This window comes from Kitasatospora sp. NPDC049285 (assembly GCF_040678815.1).
GTDB lineage: Bacteria > Actinomycetota > Actinomycetes > Streptomycetales > Streptomycetaceae > Kitasatospora.
Genome location: NZ_JBFAQR010000094.1, coordinates 1 through 21,578, shown reverse-complemented (window position 1 = coordinate 21,578; position 21,578 = coordinate 1). Strand labels below are relative to the sequence as shown.

At 73.8% G+C, this 21,578-nt stretch carries 24 protein-coding genes and 1 pseudogene; 9 read left to right on the top strand and 16 right to left on the bottom strand.

The genetic code is table 11. The annotated features are described in order from the left end of the window. The 3 genes from AB0K51_RS32960 to AB0K51_RS32950 all read right to left on the bottom strand — a co-directional run. Nucleotides 1–537: M24 family metallopeptidase (locus AB0K51_RS32960; protein ID WP_363461653.1), on the bottom strand; the 537-nt coding region annotated here is incomplete at its 3' end. Nucleotides 538–631: 94 nt separating this feature from the next. Then, nucleotides 632–1,840, bottom strand: coding sequence for a winged helix DNA-binding domain-containing protein (locus tag AB0K51_RS32955; RefSeq protein WP_363461651.1), 1,209 nt, complete (start codon nt 1,838–1,840; stop codon nt 632–634). Nucleotides 1,841–1,917: 77 nt separating this feature from the next. Then, nucleotides 1,918–2,490 (bottom strand): TetR/AcrR family transcriptional regulator, encoded by a 573-nt coding sequence (locus AB0K51_RS32950; RefSeq protein ID WP_363461649.1) that lies wholly within the window; start codon nt 2,488–2,490, stop codon nt 1,918–1,920. A gap of 91 nt (nt 2,491–2,581) precedes the next feature. On the opposite strand from AB0K51_RS32950, the gene AB0K51_RS32945 reads away from it, so the two are divergent. Together AB0K51_RS32945 and AB0K51_RS32940 are read left to right on the top strand one after the other, a co-directional pair. Beyond that, entirely contained in the window at nt 2,582–3,043 is a 462-nt protein-coding gene (locus AB0K51_RS32945; protein WP_363461647.1) for a nuclear transport factor 2 family protein, read from the top strand. 59 nt (nt 3,044–3,102) lie between these two features. Next, nucleotides 3,103–3,372, top strand: a complete 270-nt coding sequence (locus AB0K51_RS32940) for a helix-turn-helix transcriptional regulator (protein WP_363461645.1) — start codon at nt 3,103–3,105, stop codon at nt 3,370–3,372. A 95-nt stretch (nt 3,373–3,467) separates the two neighbouring features. Here AB0K51_RS32940 and AB0K51_RS32935 read toward each other — a convergent pair whose 3' ends face one another. The 4 genes from AB0K51_RS32935 to AB0K51_RS32920 form a co-directional block, all read right to left on the bottom strand. After that, complete coding sequence (locus tag AB0K51_RS32935; protein WP_363461643.1) at nt 3,468–4,325, bottom strand: maleylpyruvate isomerase N-terminal domain-containing protein; 858 nt, start codon at nt 4,323–4,325, stop codon at nt 3,468–3,470. A gap of 150 nt (nt 4,326–4,475) precedes the next feature. Further along, entirely contained in the window at nt 4,476–5,093 is a 618-nt protein-coding gene (locus tag AB0K51_RS32930) for a lysine transporter LysE (RefSeq protein ID WP_363461641.1), read from the bottom strand. 103 nt (nt 5,094–5,196) lie between these two features. After that, on the bottom strand, nt 5,197–5,499 hold the full coding sequence (locus AB0K51_RS32925) for a hypothetical protein (RefSeq protein WP_363461639.1): 303 nt from the start codon (nt 5,497–5,499) through the stop codon (nt 5,197–5,199). Between the two features lie 46 nt (nt 5,500–5,545). After that, entirely contained in the window at nt 5,546–6,367 is an 822-nt protein-coding gene (locus AB0K51_RS32920; RefSeq protein ID WP_363461637.1) for an alpha/beta hydrolase, read from the bottom strand. Between the two features lie 451 nt (nt 6,368–6,818). Between AB0K51_RS32920 and AB0K51_RS32915 the strand changes: the two genes are divergently transcribed. Next, entirely contained in the window at nt 6,819–8,381 is a 1,563-nt protein-coding gene (locus AB0K51_RS32915) for a sigma-70 family RNA polymerase sigma factor (protein ID WP_363461635.1), read from the top strand. 93 nt (nt 8,382–8,474) lie between these two features. Here AB0K51_RS32915 and AB0K51_RS32910 read toward each other — a convergent pair whose 3' ends face one another. After that, nucleotides 8,475–8,888, bottom strand: coding sequence for an STAS domain-containing protein (locus tag AB0K51_RS32910; RefSeq protein ID WP_363461633.1), 414 nt, complete (start codon nt 8,886–8,888; stop codon nt 8,475–8,477). A gap of 285 nt (nt 8,889–9,173) precedes the next feature. Between AB0K51_RS32910 and AB0K51_RS32905 the strand changes: the two genes are divergently transcribed. The 5 genes from AB0K51_RS32905 (at nt 9,174) to AB0K51_RS32885 (ending at nt 13,100) form a co-directional block, all read left to right on the top strand. Beyond that, the gene (locus AB0K51_RS32905; protein WP_363461631.1) at nt 9,174–9,983 is read left to right on the top strand and encodes a VOC family protein; all 810 of its coding nucleotides are present in this window, start codon (nt 9,174–9,176) and stop codon (nt 9,981–9,983) included. Nucleotides 9,984–10,123: 140 nt separating this feature from the next. Then, nucleotides 10,124–10,738: a DUF4328 domain-containing protein gene (locus AB0K51_RS32900; RefSeq protein WP_363461629.1), complete on the top strand. Its 615-nt coding sequence runs from the start codon at nt 10,124–10,126 to the stop codon at nt 10,736–10,738. 213 nt (nt 10,739–10,951) lie between these two features. Beyond that, nucleotides 10,952–11,824, top strand: coding sequence for a hypothetical protein (locus AB0K51_RS32895; RefSeq protein WP_363461627.1), 873 nt, complete (start codon nt 10,952–10,954; stop codon nt 11,822–11,824). 69 nt (nt 11,825–11,893) lie between these two features. After that, nucleotides 11,894–12,544, top strand: a complete 651-nt coding sequence (locus AB0K51_RS32890; protein ID WP_363461625.1) for a tetratricopeptide repeat protein — start codon at nt 11,894–11,896, stop codon at nt 12,542–12,544. Nucleotides 12,545–12,860: 316 nt separating this feature from the next. Then, nucleotides 12,861–13,100, top strand: coding sequence for a hypothetical protein (locus AB0K51_RS32885; protein ID WP_363461623.1), 240 nt, complete (start codon nt 12,861–12,863; stop codon nt 13,098–13,100). 17 nt (nt 13,101–13,117) lie between these two features. On the opposite strand, the gene AB0K51_RS32880 is transcribed toward AB0K51_RS32885, so the two are convergent. Both AB0K51_RS32880 and AB0K51_RS32875 read right to left on the bottom strand, forming a co-directional pair. Then, nucleotides 13,118–13,915, bottom strand: coding sequence for a hypothetical protein (locus AB0K51_RS32880; RefSeq protein ID WP_363461621.1), 798 nt, complete (start codon nt 13,913–13,915; stop codon nt 13,118–13,120). 198 nt (nt 13,916–14,113) lie between these two features. Beyond that, nucleotides 14,114–15,121, bottom strand: a complete 1,008-nt coding sequence (locus AB0K51_RS32875) for an NADP-dependent oxidoreductase (RefSeq protein ID WP_363461619.1) — start codon at nt 15,119–15,121, stop codon at nt 14,114–14,116. 313 nt (nt 15,122–15,434) lie between these two features. Between AB0K51_RS32875 and AB0K51_RS32870 the strand changes: the two genes are divergently transcribed. Then, on the top strand, nt 15,435–15,686 hold the full coding sequence (locus tag AB0K51_RS32870; protein WP_363461617.1) for a hypothetical protein: 252 nt from the start codon (nt 15,435–15,437) through the stop codon (nt 15,684–15,686). Nucleotides 15,687–15,816: 130 nt separating this feature from the next. On the opposite strand, the gene AB0K51_RS32865 is transcribed toward AB0K51_RS32870, so the two are convergent. The 6 genes and pseudogenes from AB0K51_RS32865 to AB0K51_RS32840 all read right to left on the bottom strand — a co-directional run bounded on the left by AB0K51_RS32865 (nt 15,817) and on the right by AB0K51_RS32840 (nt 21,477). After that, nucleotides 15,817–16,479 (bottom strand): zinc-ribbon domain-containing protein, encoded by a 663-nt coding sequence (locus AB0K51_RS32865; protein ID WP_363461615.1) that lies wholly within the window; start codon nt 16,477–16,479, stop codon nt 15,817–15,819. 106 nt (nt 16,480–16,585) lie between these two features. After that, nucleotides 16,586–17,929 carry an FAD-dependent oxidoreductase gene (locus AB0K51_RS32860; RefSeq protein ID WP_363461613.1) on the bottom strand — a complete coding sequence of 448 codons (1,344 nt, stop codon included), beginning with the start codon at nt 17,927–17,929 and terminating at the stop codon, nt 16,586–16,588. Between the two features lie 175 nt (nt 17,930–18,104). Beyond that, nucleotides 18,105–18,769: pseudogene (locus tag AB0K51_RS32855) on the bottom strand (nucleotidyl transferase AbiEii/AbiGii toxin family protein). Further along, nucleotides 18,766–19,110 carry a transcriptional regulator gene (locus tag AB0K51_RS32850; RefSeq protein WP_363461611.1) on the bottom strand — a complete coding sequence of 115 codons (345 nt, stop codon included), beginning with the start codon at nt 19,108–19,110 and terminating at the stop codon, nt 18,766–18,768. Before AB0K51_RS32850 ends, AB0K51_RS32855 begins: the two are co-directional and overlap by 4 nt. 408 nt (nt 19,111–19,518) lie before the next feature. Beyond that, a complete protein-coding gene (locus tag AB0K51_RS32845; protein WP_363461609.1) occupies nt 19,519–20,202 on the bottom strand; it encodes a TetR/AcrR family transcriptional regulator C-terminal domain-containing protein in 684 nt (227 codons plus the stop codon). Nucleotides 20,203–20,250: 48 nt separating this feature from the next. Then, entirely contained in the window at nt 20,251–21,477 is a 1,227-nt protein-coding gene (locus tag AB0K51_RS32840) for an FAD-dependent monooxygenase (RefSeq protein ID WP_363461607.1), read from the bottom strand. Nucleotides 21,478–21,578 lie beyond the last annotated feature (101 nt).

Here is a 21,578-nt window from a genome sequence, read left to right as displayed (position 1 = left end):
GGTGCGGCCGAGGCCGTGGCCGCCGAAGTCGGTGTTGATCCGGTAGCCGCCGGCGTCGCCGACCGCGCTGATCGCCGCGGAGAGGTCGCCGATCCGGTTGCCGGGGACGGCGGCGGCGATCGCCGCGTCCAGGGCGGCGCGGGTGGAGGCGATCAGCCGGACGTCCTGCTCGGCGGGCGTGCCGACGGTGACGGTGATCGCGGCGTCGGCGACCCAGCCGTCGATGCCGACCGCGAAGTCCAGGCTGAGCACGTCGCCGTCGCGCAGCACGTAGGGGTGCGGCATGCCGTGCAGGACGGCGTCGTTCACCGACAGGCAGATGACGTTGCGGAACGGGCCGCGGCCGAACGACGGGGCGTAGTCCCAGTAGCAGGAGACCGCGCCGCGCTCCTCGACCCGGTGCCTGGCCTGGTGCTCCAGGTCCATGAGTTGGCGGCCGGGCTCGGCGAGGGCGGCGAGTTCGGCGAGCGTCCGGGCGACGAAGCGGCCGGTGACGGCCATCTTGTCGATCGCTTGCGGGGTCTTCAGCTCGATCACGGCGGGGCTCCTGGGGGCGGTGGCCGGCAGTGCGGTGCCGGACGGTCGTTGTCCGGTATTTTAATACCGGGCAACGACCGTCGTGCACCACCCGTCAGTCCGGTCGCCGGGATCCGCCGGATGCGGGCCGCTCCCAGGTGGTCAGCGGGGACTTGTACAGCGAGGTGACCCGCTCGCCGTCGAGCCACTCCGTCAGGCGGTCGGCCTCCGCCCGGAGTGCGGCCCGCCCGGCGGGGCCCGGGTCGGCGGGCACGATCACCTCGACCCGGCCGTCCTCGTCCTGCACGTAGGCGCCGACGATCCGGCCGTCCCACCACGCGGTGGTGCCGCAGTTCCCGGCCCGGTCGAAGATCGCGGGGACGAAGTCCGGGTCGAGGTAGAAGTCCCGGTCCTTCCAACCCATCACGGTCGGGTCGAGGACGGGCAGCAGCGCCGCCCACGGCTCGATCGGCGGCGCGGGGTCGACGTCGTCGGGCAGCACCCAGCCGGTCTGCTCGCGCTCCAGCCGCACCTGCACCGCGGCCAGGTCCGCCAGCGCCTTCCGCATCGCGGCCTTGGTCGCGCCGAACCACCACACCAGGTCCCGCTCGGTGACCGGGCCGAAGGTGCGCAGGTAGGCGGCGACCAGTTCGGCGTAGCCCGCCCCGGCGGCGATCCGGTCGACGGGGGCGCCGAGCCACTCGTCCATCCGCGTCCACTGCGGGCGGGTGATCCGCCAGTGCCCGGCGTTGCGGCCGCGCACCACGTCGCCGTTGGCCGACAGCCAGGCCAGCACCTGCGGCGCGACGTGCAGCACCCCGCCGTAGGGCTTGCCCTCGTACCAGGTCAGCTGACCGGTCAACTCGTCCAGTTCCTCGCGCAGTTGCTTGGCGCTGAGCTCGACGCCGCCGGCCAGCCGCCGCAGGATCGCCGCCCGCGCGGTGGCCAGCCAGGCGGCTCCGTCCGCGGCCAGCTCCCCGCGCTGGAGCTCCCGCACCAGCCGGCCGTGCTCGCGCTCGGCGATCCGCGCGGAGGCGCTGCTCACCGCCGCGGGCAGCAGCTCGCGCGAGAAGACGAACAGCGTGCGCCGCATGGCGAGCTGCCTGACCAGCGAGCGCGACTCGAACAGCGCCTCGTCGTAGTCGGCCCGCGCGAAGCCCTCGATCCGGGCGAACAGCGACAGGTAGGGCGTGGCCGGCTCGGTGGAGTGCAGCACCGCCATCGCCCGGGTCGCCGCCAGCACGTCCGCCCTGCGGTGCTGCGGGGCCAGCCCGTGCCGGCGGGCCAGCCGGGCCCTGCGTTCCCGGTCGTCGATCAGCCGCATGCCACTCCCCGTTCCTCCACGCCGTCCGAGGCGATCATTCCACCCGGGTACGACACGGGGGCCCCTGCCCGGGCCGGTCAGCCCGCCGCGAGCAGGTGCGCCGCGGCGTCCCGCGCGTGCCGGGCCGGGGCCGGGTCGGCGGTGACGGCGGCGGTCACCATCGCACCCTCGGCGAGCAGGCAGAGCGTGCGCGCGGCGTCGGCGGGGAGGCCGGCTGCGGTCGCCCAGGCGGTCAGCTGGGCGTGGAACTCCCGCTTGTGCGACCGGACTTCGGCGAGCACGGGAGCCGGGGCGGCGCCGAGTTCGCCGAACGCGTTGAGCCAGGCGCAGCCGCGGAAGCCGGGTTCGGCGAACCAGTCGGCGCACCAGTCGAAGACCGCGAGCACCCGCTCGCGCGGGTCGGTCCGCCGCTCGACGTACGCGGCGAGGCTGCCGCGCCAGCGCGCGTCCCGCCGGTGCAGCACGGCCACCAGCAGCTCCTCCTTGGCCGGGTACAGCCGGTAGATCCGCTTGAGCGGCAGGCCGGCGGCGGCCCGGATCTCGTCCATCCCGACCGCCTGGATGCCCTTGGCGTAGAACAGCGCCTCGGCCGCGTCCAGCAGCGCCTCGCGGTCCTGGCGGGTCTGCTCCTGGGTGAGCGCGGCGGGCATGGCGGGCCTCCTTGACGTCGAGAACGGTCGTTCCCTAGCGTAGGGCCTGCCCGCACTGGAGAACGCACGTTCTCGACCTGAGGAGACCGCCGTGCCCGAGGACCGTCCGCCCTATCCCCCGTTCACCGAGGAGACCGCCCGCCGGAAGGTGCAGGCCGCCGAGGACGCCTGGAACACCCGGGACCCGGCCCGGGTCGCCCTCGCCTACACACCCGACTCGCTCTGGCGCAACCGCGACGAGTTCGTGCAGGGCCGCGCGGAGATCACCGCGTTCCTCGCCCGCAAGTGGCAGCGCGAGCACGCCTACGCGCTGCGCAAGAGCCTGTGGTCGTACGACGCCGACCGGATCGCCGTCCGCTTCCAGTACGAGTGGCACGACGGCGACGGCCGCTGGTGGCGCTCCTACGGCAACGAACTGTGGGAGTTCGACCAGTACGGCCTGATGCGGCGGCGCGAGGCGAGCATCAACGACCTGCCGATCGCCGAGGCCGACCGCCGGTGGTTCGGGCCGCGGCCCGAAGCGGAGCACGGTGTCGACTTCCCGCTCGCCTGAGCGTCCCGCTTTCCGGGCTCCTTGGCCGGAGCGGCCCCGGGGTGGGTAGCGTGGTGCGCATGGTGCGCGTCCCCCTCACCCCCGAGCAGATCGAGGCCGGCCGGCGGTTGGGCGCCCTGTTCCGGGAGACCCGGGCGGGGCGCGACCCGATCGCGGTCGCCGAGACCGCCGGCATCTCGCCCGAGACCCTCCGCAAGATCGAGATGGGCCGCCTGCCCAGCCCCGGCTTCGGCACCGTGGTCGGCCTGTGCGCAGCGCTCGACCTCCCGCTGGAGGCCGCCGCCGCCGTGTGGCTTGGCACGGGAGCGGCGGACCGCGCGGCGAGCTGACGCGGCGAGCTGACGCGACGTCAGTCCACGACGGCGCCGTAAAGCCTCAGGGCGCGGCCCGACGCGGGGACCGCGGCCCGACGCGGGGACCACCCTCAGGGCGCGACGATCAGCCGGAGCAGCTGTCCGGCGAGCCACGGTCGGCGTCCGCCGGCCCGCATCCGTCCGAGCAGGGCGGCCTGCCAGAGGGGCGTGCGCCGGAAGGCGACCAGCAGGAAGGTGACCGGGTCGGCGCTGATCCGGACGTCGGAGGCGCCCGGTGCGGCGTCCCGGGTGACCGTGACCGCGCCGTCCAGGACGGAGACGGCCAGCCGTGGCCCGCCCTTGATCGCCAGGTCGAAGGCGATCCGCGCGCCGCGGGCCCGCTCGGCGTGCACCGCCAGCGGCATCATCGTCGGCATCACCTGCGCGAAGACCAGGCCGGCGTGCTCGGCCTCGATCGGCCAGCGCAGACCCGCACCGCGGGCGATGTCGAGCCCGTGGACCAGGCTCTCGCTGAGCAGCAGTCCGGTGAGCGTCGCGACGGTGACCTGGACACCTTCCCCGTACCAGGGCGTGTCGACGAGCAGGTCCGGCGGCAGGGACTCGGTGGCCCGCAGGAAGGCCTCGCCGCGTTCCGCGATCAGCTCGCCGAGCCGGGCCCGCTCGGTCTCGTCGACGAGTCCGATCACCCGGGTGTTCAGCGCCGCGATCCGCCCGCCGAGCGATTCGCCGGCCGGCGGCAGCAGGCCCTCCCAGCCCACCGGCGCGCCGGTCGCCGCGGCGGTGTACGCGAGGTACACGGTGGCGACGTGCGCGCCGACGTCCCCGACCGTCCACACCGGCACTCCGGACCTGGCGTCCGACGCCCGCACCGCGCCGAGAAGCCGCGCCAACCGCGGCACGACGACGCCCAGCGCCTCGCGCGTGCGCGCGTGCTCGGTGACGGAATCGAAACTGGTGACGGTGTTCATCCCACTCCCCCACACGACGATCGGGCCGCAACCCTACCGGCGGGCCCCGGGCCGCGGTTGAGCACCCACCAGGTCTTCACCCGGCGAGCACAGGGAGCCCCGGTGTCCGTGCTACGGATGGGCGCTGAGGGTTGCGGGACCGACCGCCGCTCAGCCGGCGAGCACCAGCCGGACCGCCAGCACGGCGACCAGGCCGTAGCCCGCGGCGTACGTGGCGCGGCGCAGGCGCGGGGTGAGGCGGGCGGTGGCGAAGGCGCCGGTGGCGGCGAGCAGGTGCTGCCAGGTGAGCGAGGCGAGGAACACGGCGAGCACGTAGACGGGGGCGTCGGTGTGGGCGGAGCTGCCGCGGGCGGCGATCAGGGCGGTGAAGTAGAGCGCCGTGGTGGGGTTGCCGACGGTGAGCAGCCCGAACCGGACGAAGGAGCGCACCGCCCCGGCGGTGCCACCACCGGCTGACGGTGCGTCAACTGCCTGACGTCGCAGGCCGAGCAGGCCGCGGACGGCGATCGCCGCCAGCAGCACGGCGGAGACGGCCCGGACGGCCGTCTCGTGTCCGGCCAGCGCTCCGGCCACCCGGGGGCCGACCAGGACGGCGACGGCGGCGTACGCCATGTCGACGAAGGCCACCGCCGTGGCGCCCCCCGCGGCGGCCGGCCAGCCGCGCCGGCCCTCCTGGAGGAGCAGCACCCCGATCGCACCGAGCGGCACCGCCACCCCGAGCCCGGCCACCGCGCCTTCGACCGCCGCGGCGGCCCACCCGTTCACCATCCGCACACGATGGCGGGCCGGTGGCCTCGGGCGCATCGGATTTTCCGGCCGGGCCCGCCACAACGCGGCCCGCCGCAGCGCGGCTCGGCGCCGCCGGGCGGGCTCAGACCGGCTTGCCGAACCGGTTGCGGCGGTGCGCGGAGTTGACCGCGTTGACGGAGCGGTAGCTGAACGCCGCGGCGAAGGAGTCCGCGGAGAGCACCGCGGCCGCGCTGCGCCAGGAGCCGACCGACAGCACGGACAGGGCGGAGCCCACCGAGCCCAGCGACAGGAACGACCCGACCGAGCCGATCGACAGCATCGAGTACGCGGAGCCGATCGACAGGAAGGAGCCGACCGAGCCGATCGAGAAGCCGCCGCACGCGGCCCTCCGGAGGCGGTAGGCGACGGGCACTTGCTCGGACACGGGGTACCTCCTGCGGTCGATGGTCCAGTCCGTGCTGTCGGTCGGCTCAGTCGGCGAGGAACGCGAGCAGGTCCTTGGTGAACTCGGCCTCGTACGCCCCGACCAGGCCGTGCGGCGCGCCTGCGTACACCTTGAGGGTGCCCTGGGCGAGCAGCTTGACGGACTTCAGGGCGGCGGCCGCGATCGGGACGATCTGGTCGGCGTCGCCGTGGGCGACGAACACCGGGATGTCGATCTTCTTCAGGTCCTCGGTGAAGTCGGTCTCCGAGAACGCCGCGACGCAGTCGAGCGCGCCCTTGAGGCCGACCTGCATGCCCTGCAGCCAGAACTCCCGGCGCTTGCCCTCGGAGACCGCCGCGCCGGGGCGGTTGAAGCCGTAGAACGCCTCGCTCAGGTCGTAGTAGTACTGCGAGCGGTCGGCGGCGACCCCGGCCCGGATGGCGTCGAACGCCTCGATCGGCGTGCCCTCCGGGTTGGCGTCGGTCTTCAGCATCAGCGGCGGGACGGCGCCCAGCAGGACCGCCTTGCGGACCCGGGACGTGCCGTGCCGGCCGAGGTACCGGGCGACCTCGCCGCCGCCGGTGGAGTGGCCGACCAGGACGGCGTCGGTCAGGTCGAGGTGGTCGATCAGCTCGGCCAGGTCGTCGGCGTACCGGTTCATGTCGTTGCCGTCCCAGGTCTGGCTGGAGCGGCCGTGACCGCGCCGGTCGTGCGCGATGACCCGGTAGCCGGCGTCGGCGAGCGCGACGGACTGGTCGTCCCAGGCGTCCGCGTTCAGCGGCCAGCCGTGCGAAAGGACGACGGGCCGCCCGGCGCCCCAGTCCTTGTAGTACTTCTGCGAACCGTCGGTGAGGGTGAGGAAGGGCATGGCTGTCCTCTCGATCATGCTCAACGAGCAACGGGGAAAAGTGAGTTCGCCCGTCCACGACAAACGGGCGGGCCGTCGGAGCACACGAACGCCACCGACCGGCCACCCCCAGCATCACGCGCCCACCAGGTCCCCGCACGCGGACCGCCCGGGGTCCGACGGGACCCACGTGGCCACTGAGGCGCTAGGGTCTGTCGTCAAACCCCCGCCTGCCCCACAGCGCCTGGCACGCACTCTCGCCGCACCGGGCGAAAACCCGAGTACACCCAGTACGAGGGCTTCCACCCGGCACGCCGCGAGCACGCACCAGACGCCGCGGGGCCGCGACGGGGGTTTGACGACAGACCCTAGGGTCCCGGTGGCCGGTTCGGAGATTTCCGGCGGTTTTTCGTTATCCGCCGCCTCGCGGTGGATCTCCGAGGGTGTGAGGGCAGGACGCGAGGACACGAGGATGGGCCGGGCAGTGGAGAGTGAGCGGGCGACGGCGCTGGTCGGACGAGCGCAGCGCGGTGACCGGCAGGCGGTGGCGGAGCTGGTCGGCGGGCATCTGCCGCTGGTGTACAACATCGTCGGCCGGGCGCTGGCGGGGCACCCGGACACCGACGACGTGGTGCAGGAGACCATGCTGCGTGCGGTGGACGGCCTGCCCTCGCTGCGCGACCCGGCGGGTTTCCGCAGCTGGCTGGTGGCGATAGCGGTCAACCAGGTCCGTCGCCGGCACCGCGACGCGGCGCCCGTGCACGACGTGCCGGACCCGACCGCGGTGGCCGATCCGGCGGGTGACTTCGTCGGGTTGACGATCGTCCGGCTCGGGCTGTCCGAGCAGCGCCGCGAGGTCGCGGAGGCGACCCGCTGGCTGGACGAGGGCGACCGCGACCTGCTCGCGCTGTGGTGGCAGGAGGCGGCGGGCGAGCTGACCCGGGCCGAGCTGGCGGCGGCGCTGGACGTGTCGCAGCAGCACGCGGCGGTGCGGGTGCAACGGATGAAGAACCAGCTCGAGAGCGTCCGGGTCGCGGTGCGGGCGCTGGCCGCGGTGCCGCCGTGCCCGTGGCTGGCCGAGCTGACGGCGGGCTGGGACGGGGTGCCGAGCGCGCTGTGGCGCAAGCGGATCGGCCGGCACGTGCGGGAGTGCGGGATGTGCGCCGAGCACCGGCGCGACCTGGTCCCGGCGGAGGGCCTGCTGGCCGGGCTGGCGCTGGTGCCGCTGCCGGACGACCCGCGCTACCACTTCGACCCGACGAGCCATCAGGTCTCCTCCGGCGGTTCCGGCTCCCACCGGCCGGGCGGCGGCTCGCACCGGCGCGGCGGCCCGAACCGCCGCGGCGGCGGCCACCGTGCGGCGGGCCGCAGCGGCCCGGGCCGCTCCAGGCTGCTGATGGGCGGTGGCGTGGTCGGCGTGGTGGCGGCGGGCCTGCTGGCGATGAGCCTGTCGGACTCGCCGCCCGCGACCGGCCTGGCCGAGCAGCCGCCGGGCTCCGCGCCGGCGGTGCCCGCGACGCTGGTCGCCCCGGCCGACGGCACGGACTCCGCGAGCCCGTCCGCGATACCGTCCCCGTCGCCGTCCGCCGCGTCCAGCAGCGCGCCCGCGCCGGCGAAGCCGTCCGCGGCGCCGAGCACGGCCTCGCGGACGGTGGACCTGGCGCAGCAGGTGCTGGAGTTGGTGAACACCGAGCGGGCCAAGAACAACTGCCCTCCGGTGAAGTCGAACGCGCAGCTGGCGACGGCGGCGCAGAAGCACTCGGACGACATGGCGGCGCGCTCGTTCTTCGACCACACCAACCCCGACGGCGCCGGCCCGCAGCAGCGGATCGACGCCGCCGGGTACCGGTGGAGCGCGTGGGGCGAGAACATCGCCCGTGGTCAGAAGGACGCGTCGTCGGTGATGGACAGCTGGATGAACAGTCCGGGCCACCGCGCGAACATCCTGAACTGCGGTTACGCGGAGCTGGGCGTCGGCATCCACCTGGGCGCCGGTGGCCCGTGGTGGACGCAGGACTTCGGCACGCCCCGCTGACCGCGTCCCGCTGACGGGGCGCCCCGGGGCGTCCGCCCGGTCCGACGCGGCCGGCTCCCCCGGGCCGGTCGGCGACGGTCCGGCTCGGCCGGATCAGTCGGTGACCGCGCGGGTGCCCTCGCGCTGTCTGGGCACGCTGTCCGCCTCCTTCAGTGCCGCCTCGCGCAGGTCGGCGAGCGACTCGTCGACCGTGTCGTACGCCTCGAAGATCCGCTCGATCCCGAAGAGTTGCAGGATCTTGCGGGTGTGGGTCTCGGGTCCCGGCAGGACCAGTCGCAGGCGGCCGCCCTTGGAGTAGAGCAGCCGCCGGGTGGCGACCAGGACCGCGAAGCCGGTGGAGTCGCAGAAGTCGACGCGGCTGATGTCGACCACCATCCGCAGGCAGCCGTCGGTGACCAGCCGCTGGAGCCGTTCGCGCAGTGCCACCACGCCGCTGATGTCGACTTCGCCGGCGACCTGGACCACCGTCCAGCCGTACCGCTCCCCGTAGCTCACGCTCAGTGCCACTCTGGTGCCTCTCTCCTGGGGTCGCTGGGGGTATGCGGCCCCTGCCCGATTACGGGGACCCGAATCCTGTTCCAGGTGACGATTTCGCGGTCAACGGGAGGAATTTCCGCGAAATGTCATGGTCGGCCTCCGGTTGACGGTCGAATTCCTTGCTCCGCCCGAGGATCTGCACAGGATTTACTCCGGTTGGCGGTACCAGGGTGGCGGGCGACCGCTCGTTCCGGACGCGTCCGGGCGGTGCCGGTGCCAGGCTGGAAGCGGAGTGCCTGGCGAAGGGAGAACGCCGTGATCACCACTGATTTCGTCCCCGGTTCGCCGTGCTGGCTGGACCTGGGCGCGCCCGACGTGACCGCTGCCGCGGACTTCTACGGAGCCGTCCTGGGCTGGCAGTTCGAGCCGATGGAAGGCAGTGACGGCGCGTTCGGCCTGGAGCGTTCGGACGGCAAGGCGGCCGCCGGGATCGGCCTGCTCACCGAGGAGGGGGCGCGTTCCGCCTGGATGGTCTACTTCCTGACGCCCGACGTGCACGAGACCGCCGCGACCGTCATGCGGGCCGGCGGCACCGTGCGGGTGGAGCCCCGGGACGTCGAGGGCTGGGCGTCGATGGCCCAGTTCACCGACCCGCAGGGCGGCCAGTTCGCGGTCTGGACGCCCGGGACCTCGTCCGGCCTGGAGGCCGTCGACGACCCCGGCGGGCTGTGCTGGACCGAGCTGTACACCACCGACTCGGCCGCCGCGCTGGCCTTCTACCGCGAGGTGTTCGGCTGGCAGAGCGAGGACATGCCGATGCCCGGCTCCGACGGCACCGGCGGCGTCTACACGATCGTCACCCCGGCCGGGCAGCCCAAGGAGCGGATGCACGGCGGCGTCCTGCAGGTCCCGCGCGACCAACTCGCCCTCTCCCGCGGTGTCCCCGCCTGGCACCCCGTCTTCACCGTCGCCGACTGCGACGCCGCCGTCGGCACCGTCCGCGCGCTCGGCGGCGAGGTCGCCATGGGCCCCGAGGACGCCCCCGACATCGGCCGGATGGCCGTCTGCGTGGACGGCAACGGCGCCGACTTCGTCCTGCTGACCCCGCCGCCGACCGTCTCCTGACGCCCAGGCAACTCCGCTGCACCGCGCTGACCAGGCAGGACGCCGCGAATTGCGCTTGCACGCCCGGCCTGCCCCGCCCTAGTGTTCGGCGCGATCTCTGCGCGTGAACGGCACCGCAGGCAGGAGTGCGGGAGGCCGCAGTGCAGCACGACGTCGTCCAGGAGCCCACCGTCAGACCCGCCCCGGCCTGGCCGGTGGCCGACCCGCGCGCGCTGGGTACCGTCGCCCAGTTGCTGATCGGTTTTCAGACCGCCGTCCAGGTCGCGATCGGCCTGGCCGGCGGCACCGACTCGCCGTACTTCGCCTTCACGATCCCGCTCACCTTCCCGCTCTTCGTCGCCACCGTGGCCGTCTTCCTGGTCTGGTTCCGGCGCTGCCGCCGCAACGCCGAGGTCCTCGCCCCCGGCGCGCACGCCCACACCCCCGGCTACGCGGTCGGCGGCTGGTTCATCCCGCTCGGCAACCTGTGGATCCCCCGCCGCGTCGCCCTCGACATCTGGCGCTCCGCGGGCCCGGCCGGCGGCACCTGGATCATCAACGCCTGGTGGGCCGTCTTCCTCGCGAAGATCGTGAGCGGCCTCGTCGTCCTCCACCTGCACCCCGACGCGGACGGCTCCTCCCCCGCCGAACTACTCACCGGCGTCGCCGCCGCGGCCCTCGCGATCCTGATGATCCGCCGCCTGACCGCCCGCCAGGCCGCCACGCTGCACCTCCCGACCACCGACAGCACCCCGACGGCAACGCCCACCCCCTGACCACCCGCCGCCGCCGTCTTCTCGCGCCCGGCCACCGACTCGCCCCCACCCCCCGCCATCCCCTCCCCCCGCCATCCCCTCCCTCTACTCCCCTGCGCCTCTCCCCGCACCGTCCTTCCCTCTCCTCCCCGCCGCTCTCCCATCCCCTCCCTCTACTCCCCTGCGCCTCTCCCCACCCCGCCCCTTCCCTCCCCTCCTCCGCCCCTGGTAGAGATGGGTCCCGTGATCATGAACTCGCCCTTCTCCGCCGCCTGGTGGGCCACTCTGCTGCGCCCCCTCCACCAGCCCGGGTACCGGGGGCCGTTGGTCCTGTCGCTGCTGCTGACCGCCATCGCACTCGCCCCGGAGGGCATCGCGCACGACGTCGCGGCCGTGGGCCTGATGGCGGCGGGCATGTTCCTCTGGGTGCCGTCCCTGCTGCTCTCGGACGTCGCGGTGCCCCTCGCCGTCGCGACCACGGCGGCCGTGGCGGCGCTGGTCGCCGTGCCCGCCGTGCAACGGGCCCTGCGGAGGCTGGGGCGGCCGGGCGACAGCGTGTTGCTGGGCTGCGCGTTCGCGGCCGCCGCGATCCTGCTCGGCTTCAGCATCCCCGGCCAGGACGTCGGCCTGCTCGGCGCGGGCGTCCTGACCCTGCTGGTGCTCCCGTTCGCCTGGCTGGCCCGGCAGATCCACCTCGCCCGGCGGGGGCGTGACACCGCGTCACACCGCGTCGGCACGGGCCGACTGCCCGGGCTGCTGCGTTGGACGGCCGCGCCGCTGCTGCTCGTCGGCACGGTGCTGCTGGTCCACCACGACGTTCCCCAGCAGGCCCGCTTCGCGCTCGCCCGCCCGGCCCTCACCTCCTACGCCGAGCAGATCCTCTCCGCCGAGACCACCGCCGGGAGCCCCGACCACGCCGCCGGCTATCTGGTCCAGGACGCCCAACTGGTCGACGGCGGCATGAAGTTCGCCATCACCGGCTCCGGCTTCTTCGCCCACCACGGCTACGCGTACTTCCCCTCCGGCGCTCCGGCCTCCGTCCACCGCAGCTGGTACGAGCACCTCGACGGCCCCTGGTACCGCTGGTCCGGCCCGGATCACCTCTGACCGCCCGCCTGCGCAGGCGATATGACTGATCGTCACATCTCGCACCTGTCGTTCGAATACGATCACGCCATGACTGTGGATGAGCGAATCGACCGGGCCGGATCCCTCTACGAGCGCGCCGTCTTCGCCGGCGACAGCGACGCGCTGGCGACCGCCCTCCGGGACCTCGACTCGGTGGAGGCCGATGTCGCGCTGGCGCGCGGCCGACTGGTCCACGCCCGCTTCATGGAGGAGCGGATCGAGGACCCCCACGAGCTCGAACTCTTCGAGCGTGCAGCACAGTTGTACGCGGAGCTCGGCGAGACGCGGGGCGAGGCGGAGTCGGCGTTCTGGATCGGCACCTTCCACCAGGTGGTGCGCGACGACAACGCGGCCGCACTGCCCTACTTCACCCGCGCGCTGGAACTGGCCACCGCGGCCGGCGACCGGCTGACCAGCTCCTACGCCCTACGGCACCTGGGGTTCACCGAGCACATGGCCGGCCGGCTCGACGCGGCCCGCGCGTACTTCGAGGAATCCTCCCGCCTGCGTACGGAGTTGGGCTTCCTGCCGGGCGTGGCGGCCAACCAGATCGGGCTGGCCCACATCGCCGCCCAGCAGGACCGACGGGACGACGCGGCCGCGCTGCTCAAGGAGGCGACGACGCTGGCCGAGTCGACCGGATCGCGCAACGTCCTGCGGTGGATCGCTGCCGCCCGTGAGGAACTCGACCTGCCGTAGGCGCCACCCCCGGACGGCGCAATCATCGCATGGTCCGCTCGTTGGGTTGACTGACAGAGCGACACCACCCCCAGGCGGTCGGCCCGCAGGCGCTGCACCGGTGGGCGTCCGGCGCCTGCGCGATGCCCGAAGCCGCGCCGGGGGTAAGCCAGTTGAACCTGTGGGAGTTCGCCGACCAGAACCTTCCGCAGGGCGGCGGCGAGTTGGCGTGGGCCTGCCTGCGGGCCGATCGCTGGGACGGGTCGGGCAGTGCGGCGGCGGTGCTGCCGCCGGGCGGCGGGCAGGCGGTGCGACTCGGCCGCGCGGACGGCCGGGCGTGCAGCCGCTACGAGCAGGACACCGTCGCGCAGTACCGCTGGCAGGCGGCGAACGGGAGCGAGTACCGCTGGTCGCGGCGAGCCGCCGGGTCACCCGGGTCACCGTCGCCACGCCGGGCCGGCGCGTCGACCAGGCCGTCCCCAAGGGAACCCTGGCGCTGGACTCCCCCGGCCCGGCCCCCGCCATGGTGGAGGCCTTCACCGCCTCCGGCACCCGGCTGCGCCCGCTGGGCGACTGACGGACCGTCAGGACCGGTCAGGCTTCGGGGTCCTCCCCGCGCAGGCTGCACCAGTCGATCAGCAGGAGGTCGAACTGCTCCATCAGGTCGGCGAGTTCGGGGAAGTCGGCGGCGCTCGCGGTGGTCGGCGCGAGCGCCAGGACGGTCACCAGGTTGCCCGGGACGGTGTGCAGGCCGTAGACGGTGACCGGACCGGCCTCGGCGGCGAAGGAGTCCGCCACCCGGCCCTGTCCGTCGCGGAGCGCGACGCCGGAGAACATCCGGGTGGGCGTCAAGAGTTGGTAGAGCCGGTCGACGGTCAGCGGGGCGTCGACCGGGCGGACGGGCCGGGTGCGCAGGTGCAGTTCGTCGAAGACCCGCAGCGCGCGGTCGCCCTGCCCGACGACCCTGGAGCGCTCGAACACCGCGCCGATCCGGTCGAGTTGGTCCTCCACCTCGGCTCTGAACCGGCGGGAGACGAGTTCGGTCTGGCGCCAGTCGTCCTCGTGGATCACCAGGTCGTCGCTGCGCAGCGTCGGGTCCTCCAGTGGCGGCAGTTCGGCGCAGATGCTGGGTAGGGTGCCGCCGATCAGCCGCGGGTCGATCCCCTCGATCCGGCGCAGCGTCAACTCCAGCCGCCCGGTCACCAGCCAGGCCGTCTGCCGGACCGGTTCCGCCGCCACCACCTCCCAGTGCGCTCCCCCGACCGCCAGCCGGGTGGCCGCTTCGAAGCTCTCCGGGAGCTGTTCGGCCGGCATCTCGCTTCGGGCGAAGGGCTGCCCGTCGGCGGCGTCGATGAAGGTCACCAGGATACGGATCTCGCCAGGACTGGGCATGGGCCGCATGCTAGGCGCGGCCGGGGTGTGTACTCAATCGATTATCCGCCCGGGCGAGTTGGGCACGCGACGCGCCGGGATCAGGCCGCGCCGGTGCCGCCCGTCGCATCAGGGCGGCTCACCCCGTTGCCTCGTTGACGGACCGAGATCCGCCACAGGCCACGGGGTGCGCACGACCGGGTCGGGGACGGGTCCGGGTCAGGAGAGGTCGAGCACCAGCTTGCCGGTGTTCTCGCCGCGGAAGAGCATCTGGAAGGTGTCCGGGAAGTCGTCGATGGCACCCTTGACCAGGTGTTCCTTGACCTTGAGGCGGCCGTCGGCGATCCAGCCGGCCAGGTCGCGGGCGGCCTCGCGGTAGCGCGGGGCGTAGTCGAAGACGACGAAGCCCTCCATCCGGGCGCGGCGGACCAGCAGGGCGAGGTAGTTGGCGGGGCCGTGCGGGGCGGTCTCGTTGTTGTACTGGCTGATCGCGCCGCAGATCACCACCCGGGCGCGCATCGCGAGGCGGCCGAGGGCGGCCTCCAGGATCGGCCCGCCGACGTTGTCGAAGTAGACGTCGATGCCGTCGGGAGCGTGGGTGCGCAGTGCCGCGCGGACGTCCTCGGTGTGGTAGTCGATGGCCGCGTCGAAGCCCAACTCCTCGGTGAGCATGGCGCACTTGTCCGGCCCGCCGGCGATGCCGACGACCCGGCAGCCCTTGATCCGGGCGATCTGGCCGACGATGGTGCCGACCGCGCCGGCCGCGCCGGAGACCACCACGGTCTCGCCCTCCTTGAGGGCGCCGACGTCCAGCAGGCCGAAGTAGGCGGTCATGCCGGGCATGCCGAGCGCGCCGAGGTAGGTGGAGAGCGGGGCGAGCGCGGGGTCGACCTTGTGGACGCCGCGGCCGTCGGAGAGCACGTACTCCTGGACGCCGAAGGTGCCGGTGACGAACTCGCCGACCTGGAAGTCGGGGTGGGCGGACTCGGTGATCTCCACCACCGAACCGGCGCGCATCACCTCGCCGAGGCCGACCGGCGGCAGGTAGGAGGGGCGGTCGTCCAGCCAGCCGCGCATCGCCGGGTCGAGCGAGACGTACCGGGTCCGTCCGGCGAACCAGCCCGCTTCGGGCGCGGCGGCCGGCTCGCTGACGTGCGCCCAGTCCTCGGGCCGGACTTCGCCGACCGGGCGGCGGGCGAGGCGGATCTGACGGTTCGTTCCCGGCATGGGTGGTCTCCTGCGGGGGTGCGAGGGTGCTGCCGCGAGACGCGGCAGTCGGCGGACGGACGGACGGACGGTCCGTCGCGCTCGGAGGGAGTGCCGGCGGCCCGCTGCTGCCGAGTCTAAGCAAGCGCTTAGTCATCTGGCTAGGGAGTGATCTCCCGACACCTGTTCCGGCACGCTCCCGCGACACCCGGTCCGGCGCGCTCCCCCGGCACCGCGATCGGTGTGCCGCGCCGCGATTCGCCACCATCAGTTTCTACACGTCTGTAGAGTGACCACGGCAACCCGGCCCGACCGGACCCGAAGGAGGACAGCAGTGCACCCCGCACCCCTGGAGACCGACACCGCCTGGTCCCCGCCGGACGAGGACGTCCGCCCCGCCTACCAGCCCGTCGAGGTCCGGATGGACGACCACGACACCTGGGCCCTCGGCCGCATCAACGGCTGGTGGCAGGACCCCGAGGGCCGGCCCTGGTGCCGCCTGCGCCTCATCGGCGCCGCCGCCCTCCCGCACTGGCGCCGCTACGACCCGGACGCCATCCTGCTGCTCCCCACGGCCGGGATCTGACGACCCGGAAGCTGCACCCGGGATCTCACGGCCCGGAGGCCGGCACCCGGCTGCGAAGCCGAACAGCCCGGTCCGACGCGAGGACTCGCGTACGGGCCGGGCTGTCGCCATCGGGGAACGGCCGGGACGGCTACCGCCTGGTGCCGCAGGACGGGCAGAAGGCCGAGTTGGCGGGGACCTCCGCGTGGCAGGTGGTGCAGTGCGGGGGCTCCGCGAGGCGGAAGCCGCAGGCGGGGCAGAACGGGGTGCCGTGCGTCTCGGCGTTGCACTGCGGGCAGACGAGTTGGCGCGGGGCGGTGACGTCGAAGGTCGGCGCCTGGGTCTGGCCGTAGCTGTAGGCGTTCTGCGTGACGGCGTCGTTGAGGCCGCGGTGCTGGGCGGCCATCGCCTCGGCGGCGGTGTCGGGGGCGCAGCCGAGGCAGAGGCCCTGGGCGGCGTTCCAGCAGCGGCCGCACACGTAGTGGGTGCACCGGGCGCAGCGGTTGAAGTGCTGCTGGGCGTTGCCGATGGCGCGCTGGAAGGCCTCGTCGCGGCCGCTGCCCCAGCTGGCGCCGGCCAGCCCGTCCGCGGCGTTGCTGATGCCGTTGGAGGCGCTGCCGCCGAGCAGGCCCCAGGCGGCGCTGACACCCTTGTTGATCCAGCTGGCGGCCTGCCCGGTGCGGAACGGCTCGAACGGGGAGCGCCAGGTGTCGTAGCAGCGGGCACAGGAGAACTCGAACTGGAAGCCGGCTCCGGTGCCGTGCTGCTCGCTCAGGTCACGGTAGTTGTTGTTGAAGTAGATCTCGCTGCTCATGTCCGCCGCCAACCCCCCACAGGATCCTCAGGTTTCGTCGCACAGGCTGTCACATCGCCCGTGGGGAGTCGGCGTCGGGGCCGCCGGACCGCATGACGCGAGTCGGTCAGCCCCCGAACAGCACCGCTCCCAGCACGGAGGGACGGAACAGCGCGGTCGGCGGTTCCACCAGGGACGACACGGTGTGGAACGCCTCGGTGACCTTGGGGTCGGTGGTGGCGCGGGCCAGCACCCGGTCGAGGAAGCGGTGCTGGGTGCGCACCATGCGGCCGGTCGGGCCGCCGGTGGTGGCCGGGAACCGGACGTCCTCGCTGGAGGACATCACCCACGGGTTCTTGGTGACGGCGGCGATCGCGTCCCGGGCGTCGCGGGCGGCGGCCGGACCGATGTGCTGGTGGCGGCGGACGATGTCGCGCAGCGCGCGGGCGCCGAGCGCGGCGACGCTCATGCCCTGGCCGTAGACCGGGTTGAAGGTGCAGGAGGCGTCGCCGACGGCCACCAGGCCGTCGGGGGCGGTCCGTTCGTGGTGGCGCCAGACGCCGGGGCCGGGCAGGAAGCCGCGCGGCGGCCCGGCGGGCCGGGCCTGGGTGACCACGTCGGCGATGCCGGGGTCCCGCAGGGCGGCCAGCTGCTGCTCGAACTCGCCCGCCTGGATGCTCGGTTCGTGGCCGCGCATGCCGCCCATGCTGACGATCCAGCGGTCGCCCTCGACGGGCAGCAGGACGCCGAGGCGCCCGTGCACGGGGGCCTGGGTCTGCACGTAGAAGGCGTCGAAGCCGAGGTTGTGACCGGGCGTGCGGTAGTAGATCCGGCTGGCGTACGCGACACCCGCGTCGACCCGCTCCTCCTGCAGCTCCTGCGCGCCGAGGTCCTCCAGCCAGCGGGAGATCCGGGTGCCGCGGCCGGCCGCGTCGACCACCAACTCGGCCGGGACGTGCTGCACTTCGGCGCCGACCCGGCCGCGCTCGCGGATCCGCACGCCGGTCACCGTGCGGGCGTCGCCGAGCAGGCCGACCACCTCGGTGCCCTCCAGGATCTCGATGCTCGGCTCGGTGCGGACCCGGTCCAGCACCACCTTGTCGATCACCGGCCGGGTGCAGCTCATGAACGCCAACTCGGCCTCGTACTCGGCGAGCCAGCCGGCCGCGCTGAGCCAGCGCAGCGCACCGGAGACCGGGACCCGGGTGGCGCCCGCCACGAACAGGTCGGCCCGGGCGCCGGGCATCAGCTCCTCCAGCGTGCGGTGCCCGGCCTCCAGCAGCAGGTGCCCGTGCCGGCCCTGCGGCACCCCGGCGCGGAAGTCCGCGCCCTCCGGGTACCGGTCCCGCTCGATCACCACCACGCGCTGCGCCACGCCGCGCAGCGCCCAGGCCGCCAGACAGCCGGCCAGCCCGCCGCCGATCACCACCGCCGTACCGCGGTCGCCGACCGCCCTCCCCGCAGAAGTCATGCCCCGTACAGTAAGGGAAGGGGCGCACACCGTCACCGACTCCCGGAAGATTGATCGAATACCGACCCCGAAACCTGCCCGACGCACCGTCAACTGCGGCATCACACCCGCCTCCCGCACCCGACGCAGCCGCCCCGGCGCAGCGGAGGCCCAGCGGTCGGAAGTTGAGTGGGCTTCAGCTGCTGTCCGGATCGTCGCCGGCCAGGCGGCGTCCGAGGTCGTCCGCCCATTCCTGGGCCCAGCGGCGGAGTTCCTGGATGGCGTCCTCGCTGAGGCCGTAGGCCTCGAACTCGTCGTCGTCGATCCACTCTGCGCCGGCGAGGCGGGAACGCAGCTCGGCAGGGTCGAGGCCGCCGCGGACCCGGCGTCCGTACCCTTCGAGGTCCGCTCGGGCGAAGTGCTGGGACGCGGCGTGGACGTCGATGAGGTCGCGGGCGTAGCCGCGGTCGGCGAGGGCGCGCATCTTGGTGCCCACGACATCCTCGACGGCCAGGACCATGCCGGGTTCGAGCAGTACTGGCGGGCGGTGGAGGACTTCCTTGAGGACGTCGACTTCGCACGCCTCGCCGGTGGCGGGGTCGGTGACGACAATGCGGGCGGACACCGGGACAACTTCGATCTGCTTCACGTGCCAGCCGCGACCGGCCAGCCCCGAGAAGAGGGTGGCGGTAATCTCCTGCATCGCGGCGGGGTGCTCTGTGGCGACGTCGAGGTCCTGGCTGAGGCGGTCGGCCAGGCCGTGGGCCTGGACGGCGTAGCCGCCGGTGAGGACCAGCGCGTAAGCGTGCCGATGTCGAGGACATCGGCCAGCAGCCGGGCGTGCAGCGGGGTGAGCCTCACGCCGCGGCGGTCCGAGCGGCGGCGAGCTCGGCGAAGTTGTCCTCCCACACGGCGCGAACCGCCGGGCCGACCAGGGTCCGCAGGGTCGGCCAGAGGTCGACCAGTGTCCTGGCGTCGAGGAAGCGGGCCAGGTCTTCGCGCATACCCTCATTCAGCACGAGCCTGTACAGGCCCATCCGCTGCCGGGGCAGGGACAGGTCGTAGGTCCGGAGCCCGGACCACGCCAGGTGCAGCGGCAGCTCGACCGCGCCGACGATCGGGCCGGCCAGCTCGTCCAACGACTGCGGCACCCGGTCGGCCAGCTGCGCGTATCGGCCGTCGACAGAGGCAAGAGGGGTCACACCACGATTATCCCCACAGCCGTCGCCCGGACGACACAGACCTACCGGCTGATGCTCCCGGATCTCCGGCAGGCCGAGGAACTGCTACCGCGGCTGGGCGGGTGGTCCCGAGAGATCATCGGCTGCTGTTCCCCCGCGCTGGCGAGGGTGGTTCGGACGTCGGCGCCGGGGGTTCGGGTGGGGCTGACACCGGTGCGGGGATGCCCGACCTGACCCACCGTCGGCTCTGCGACGCTACTGGTCGTAAATGACCTTGAAACCCGGGGAGCGACGACGTCCACCCGGAGCAGTTGCTCGGGCCGGCGTTCTCGCCGTTGGTCTCGCTCGCCGTCGCGGGACCGAAACGCGCGGACGGCGAGCTTATGGCCGTCGCCACGGGCGAGGGCGCCGAACAGGAGGGCGTCGGCGTCAGAGCGGTGTGCCGGCGATGCCGTTGACGAGGGTGCGGAAGGTCCAGGCGAGGCGGTCCTCGGGTCGGCCGGAGACCAGGTCGTCGGCGGCTTCGGCGATGTGCGGGTAGCGGGCGGGGTCGGCGTGGTGGAGGGCGCGGACCAGGGCGGTGTGTTCGGCGTCGGCGGTGGGGCCGGTGCGGCCGGCGTGTTCGGCGGCGGTCGCGGTGGCCACCTGGAGCAGCAGGTCCACGCCGCGGGCGGCCTGCGCCCGGGGGACGCCGCCCTCCTGAAGGAGCGCCAGCAGCGCCTCGACCAGGGCCAGGTAGTGCGGGCCGGTGGGACGGGCGAGCAGGGCGGAGTGGGCCAGCGCGGCGTGCCGGAACAGCACCTGGGTGTAGGAGGCCAGGACCGCGGCGAGGCGCTCCCGCCAGTCGCCTCCGGTCTCGGCGGCCGGTGCGAGGTCGACCGTGCCCAGGTGGTGCTCCAGGACGGCGGCGTGCAGCTCGGCGGTGTTGGACACGTACACGTACAGCGAGGCCGGGCCGGTGTCGAGGTCCTGCGCGAGCCGCCGCATGGTGACCCGCTGCAGGCCCTCGGTCTCCATCAGGCGGACCGCCGCGTCGACGATCCCCTGGTAGGTGAGGGCGGGCTTGGCGGGACGCTCACGCCGACTGCGCGGCCTCGGCTCGGTGCTCTCCATGCCGACCAACCTACCGACCCGGCACCACGACGTCCGCCGCCGACCAACCTACCGACCCGGCACCACGACGTCCGCCGCCGCCCGCCCTGCCTCCCGGTCAGCGGCCTCGCCCGGCGCGAACATCGCCAGCAGCGCCGGAACCGGGTCCGGTCCGAACATCAGCTCCAGGTTCTCGGCGGACTCCCGCGCGGAGTCCTCGGCCCGGACGAACATCGCCTCCTCGTACGCGGCGAGCGCCGCCTCGGGGTCGCCGGGGTGCGCGGCGAGCGCCAGGGCGAGTTCCGCGCCGTCCTGCATCGCCAGGTTGGCGCCCTCCCCGGCGAACGGGGACATCAGGTGCGCGGCGTCGCCGAGCAGCGTGACGCCCGGGGTGCGCGCCCAGCGGTGGCCGACCGGCAGCGCGTGGATCCGACGCAGCGTCAGCTCGCCGTCGGCGTCGGCGAGCAGCCCGCGCAGGCCCTCGCTCCAGCCGTCGAACGCGGCCAGCGCGGCGGTGCGGACGGCGGCGGCACCCAGTGCGGCGCCATCCGGAGCACCGGGCGCGTCCGGGACCGGGGCGCTCCCGGCGGGCCAGTCCTCGCCGGTCCGGAGGGCGCTGTAGACGTGGATGCTGCCGTCGGACTCCAGGTGCCCGAGGAAGCCGCGGCCGCCGCCGAGGGCGAAGAAGGCGCCGCCGCCGACCAGTTCGGCCGCGCGGGGGTGGCGTGCGGCGGCGGCGTGCAGGTCGGCCTCGACGAAGGAGATGCCGGTGTAGGCGGGGCGGGCGTCCGAGAGCAGCGGGCGGACCTTGGACCAGGCGCCGTCCGCGCCGATCAGCAGGTCGGTGGTGAGGGCGGCGCCGTCGGCGAACTCCACCCGGTGGCCACCGTCGGCGAGCGGGGTGACGGCGACCGCCTTCCTGCCCCAGTGGACGGTGCCCTCGGGCAGCGAGCCGAGCAGCAGGTCCCGCAGCTGCCCGCGGTCGACCTCGGGGCGGCCGCCGGTGCCGTCGTCCTCCTCCTCGAGGTGGACGGTGCCGTCCGGTCCGAGCAGCCGCATGGCCTGCCCGCCGGGGTGGATGAGCTTCTCGAACTCCTCGTACAGCCCGGCGGCGTGCAGCGCGAGCTGGCCGGAGTCGTGGTGGATGTCGAGCATGCCGCCCTGGGTGCGGGCGGTCGCGGACGGCTCCAGGTCGAAGACGGCGGCGGGGATGCCGTGGACGTGCAGCACCCGGGCGAGGGTGAGGCCGCCGAGGCCTCCGCCGAGGATCGCGAGGGGGTGGTGGGTGGTGGTCATGGCGGGTCCCTAAGAATGTGAGGCGGTCCGGGAGGACCGGGTATGGCTGATGGCGCGTTGCCCTCGAGGGCTCGGAAGGAATGGCCGCCCGGTCCTCCGGG